Genomic DNA, 3,272 nt, shown 5'->3' with positions numbered 1-3,272 from the left:
AACTGCCTGTAAGGCGAAGCCGATCACAGGCAGAACCCTTGGCGCCCAGGGCCGTAAGGCCCGGCGGCGCCATCAACCCTCACGCCCGTAAGGGCGTGTCAACCTTCGGGAATACTGGAAAGCACCGCCCAGGCCCCGGTCCCGATCCCGACCGCGCCGAAAGGCGCCTGAACCCTCACGTCCCATAGGGACGTGTCCCTCCTTGACAATTTTTCTGGAAGGTAGTATCCTTTCTTTTGGAACATATGCCTGTATCGGGCGCATAGGGGCATCTCCCTGGGGAGAGCTTAAAATGACATGGACAGGCTCGCACTTGATACCTGTTTCCTGATTATGACTGCACAGTATCTTCAGAGCTGCAGCGGTTTTCCGGAAAGGACACGGGTTTGCGGATATGTTTCCACAAAATTCATATCGCTTGGATTGTAATAACCGAGACGAATGCAGAGATTTCAAAACAGCGGGCATCCTTTTCGGATGCCCCTTTTCTTTTCCCGGGGACACGGACTTGAAAGCCAGCCGTTTTCTGGAGAAATCATGTCACAAAGCGCATTCTTTTTGGAGTGCGCCTTTTTTATTGAAATCCTGTCCCGTTGTTGCAGAAAAGCAGTTGGGAAAATTTCCCGGGAAGGACGGCAGAAAATGATTCTTTGCCACAAAATCAGTGAACTGAAAGAGTTTGTACACCAGTGTAAGAAGGAAGGAAAGACCATCGGTCTTGTGACCACCATGGGTGCCCTTCATGAGGGCCATGCATCCCTCATCAAGGCGGCCCACGCAGAAAATGATGTGACCATTACCACGGTTTTTGTCAATCCCACCCAGTTCGGCCCCAATGAAGACTATGCCAAGTATCCAAGAACCCTCCCCCATGACATGAAGATTGCGGAAGATGCGGGCGCAGACCTCCTTTTTGCTCCGTCCCCGGAGGAAATGTATCCCCATAAGGATCCTACCTGGGTGGAAGTATGCGGTCCCATTACGAAAGTTCTTTGCGGCAGGACCCGCCCCATCCATTTCAGAGGGGTTGCTACGGTATGCACCAAGTTCTTCAACCTTACGGAATGCGACCGTGCCTACTACGGCTTGAAGGACGCCCAGCAGACCCAGGTGCTTCAGCGCATGGTGGAGGATCTTTTCATGAATGTCACCCTCCGCATTATGCCTATCGTCCGGGAAGCAGACGGTCTGGCCAAGAGTTCCCGGAATGTTTATCTTTCCCCGGAAGAACACAAGGCAGCCCTGGTGCTCTCCAGAAGTTTGAAGCATGCCCGTGAGACGTTTGACAAGGGCGAAAGGAATAAGGAAAAGCTGATTTCCCAGGTTACGGAGGAAATCAAATCGGAGCCAATGAGCAACATTGACTATGTGGAAATGTACGGCATGCCGGGCCTTAAGGAAATCGGAGAGAATATTACAGGGAAAGCCCTGCTGGCTGTGGCTGTCAAATTCGGCAAAACAAGACTGATTGATAATGTAGTACTGGAGGCAGAATAATGACATACACCATGATGCACGGCAAAATCCACAGAGCCACCGTAACGGAAGCAAATCTGGAATACATGGGGAGCATTACCATCGATGAGGATCTGATGGATGCAGCAGGCATCCTTCCGGGAGAAAGGGTGCAGATCTGCAATAACAACAATGGTGCCCGCCTGGAGACCTACACCATTCCCGGAAAACGGGGAAGCGGCGTCATCTGCCTGAACGGTGCGGCCGCCCGCTGCACCGCCATCGGTGACGTGGTCATCATCATTGCCTATGCCCAGATGGATGAAAAAGAAGCCCGCACCTTCGTGCCGAAGGTAGTCATGGTGGATGAAAAGAACCATCCTCTGAAAACCAGGGGGGCTGAAAAAGAAAGAGAAATCGGCTGATCGTCCCTTTTTCTCATTCCTTCCGGAAATTCCGTGAAGGACACTCCCGGAAGGAATATTTCCATAAAGGAGTTTCCTATGCTTGATAAAATCGTCCGTATCTGTACCCGCTACATGGCGGTGGGAGTCATACTGGCAGGCATTTTCGGTATCTTCGTGCCTTCTGTCATGAAACCGCTGGCCCCCTATATCCCCATCATGCTGGGTATCATCATGTTCGGCATGGGCATGAGCCTTACGCCGAAGGATTTCCAGAATGTATTCAAACAGCCGAAGAATGTGGCCCTGGGCAGCCTTCTCCAGTTCGTTATCATGCCGGGGCTTGCCTTTGTGCTCATTAAGCTCTTTGCCCTGCCGCCTGCCATTGCCATCGGCGTGGTACTGGTGGGCTGCTGCCCCGGCGGCACCGCGTCCAATGTAATTTCCTACATTGCCCACGCGGACGTGGCCCTTTCCGTTTCCATGACCATGGTGAATACCATCCTGGCCCCCTTCGTCACCCCCTTCCTCATCTGGCTCATTGCCGGTGCCTGGGTGGACATCAGCTTCACTTCCATGATGATGTCCATTGTGAAAATGGTGCTTCTCCCCCTGCTGGCAGGTGTAGGCTTCAACTACTTCTTCCCCCGGCAGGTAGCCCGTGTGACGAAGATAATGCCCATGTTTTCCGCTCTGGTCATCATCTTCACCGTAGGCTGCGTGGTATCCCTCTCCGGCCGCACCATTCTGGATAACGGCCTCATCATTCTGGCCGTAGTCATTCTCCACAACCTGGGCGGCATGCTGCTGGGCTATACCTGCGCCAGAAAGTTCGGCATGACCAAGGCCCAGGTCCGGGCCATGACCATCGAAGTAGGCATGCAGAATTCCGGCCTCGCCTCTACTCTGGCCCTTATGTACTTCACCGCCGCCGGCGGCATTGCCGGTGCCATCTTCTCCGTATGGCACAATGTGTCCGGCTCCCTCTTCGCCTCCTGGTGCGTGGGACGGGATGAAGAAGAAATGGAATCCAAGCCTGCTGTGCAGGTACAGGTGAAATAATCGGATGAAATCAAAAACAGTGTCCTCCTCTTTTTGGGGACACTGTTTTTTGTTTCTGGAAAAGGTTCAGAGGGAAAGGTTGACGGCCCTACGGGCCGAAGGTTATGGCCGCCTGCGTCGGCAGGTTGTATAGAAAGGAGCGACGGCCCTGCGGGCCGAGGGTGGTGGTATCGCCCTAAGGAAGCATAGAGCAAACCTCCCCCTCCGGGGGAGGTGCCGTAGGCAGAAGGGGTGCATTTCCAACGCCCGCAGGGCGATTGTATGGTTTTTCCAGCTACTAGCCACTAGCTGCCAGCTACCAGCCACTAAGGACGCACTGATTAATTCGCAGAGTCTGCTTTTATAAGAATT

Annotated in this window: 3 protein-coding genes; all 3 read left to right on the top strand. The window is 53.5% G+C overall.

Annotated elements, in window-relative coordinates:
- Positions 1 to 642 precede the first annotated feature (642 nt).
- Complete coding sequence (gene panC, locus B2Y11_RS05275) at positions 643 to 1,497, top strand: pantoate--beta-alanine ligase (protein WP_291057026.1); 855 nt, start codon at positions 643 to 645, stop codon at positions 1,495 to 1,497.
- Complete coding sequence (panD, locus tag B2Y11_RS05270; RefSeq protein ID WP_291057024.1) at positions 1,497 to 1,880, top strand: aspartate 1-decarboxylase; 384 nt, start codon at positions 1,497 to 1,499, stop codon at positions 1,878 to 1,880. The genes panC and panD overlap by 1 nt, the downstream gene beginning before the upstream one ends.
- Before the next feature lie 78 nt (positions 1,881 to 1,958).
- On the top strand, positions 1,959 to 2,921 hold the full coding sequence (locus tag B2Y11_RS05265; protein ID WP_291057022.1) for a bile acid:sodium symporter family protein: 963 nt from the start codon (positions 1,959 to 1,961) through the stop codon (positions 2,919 to 2,921).
- The last annotated feature ends 351 nt before the right edge of the window (positions 2,922 to 3,272 follow it).

The organism is Dialister sp. UBA1703, assembly GCA_002320515.1.
In the GTDB taxonomy this organism is placed as follows: domain Bacteria; phylum Bacillota; class Negativicutes; order Veillonellales; family Dialisteraceae; genus Dialister.
The sequence above is the reverse complement of the archived record's forward strand: the minus strand, read 5'-3'. Positions and strand labels throughout refer to the sequence as shown.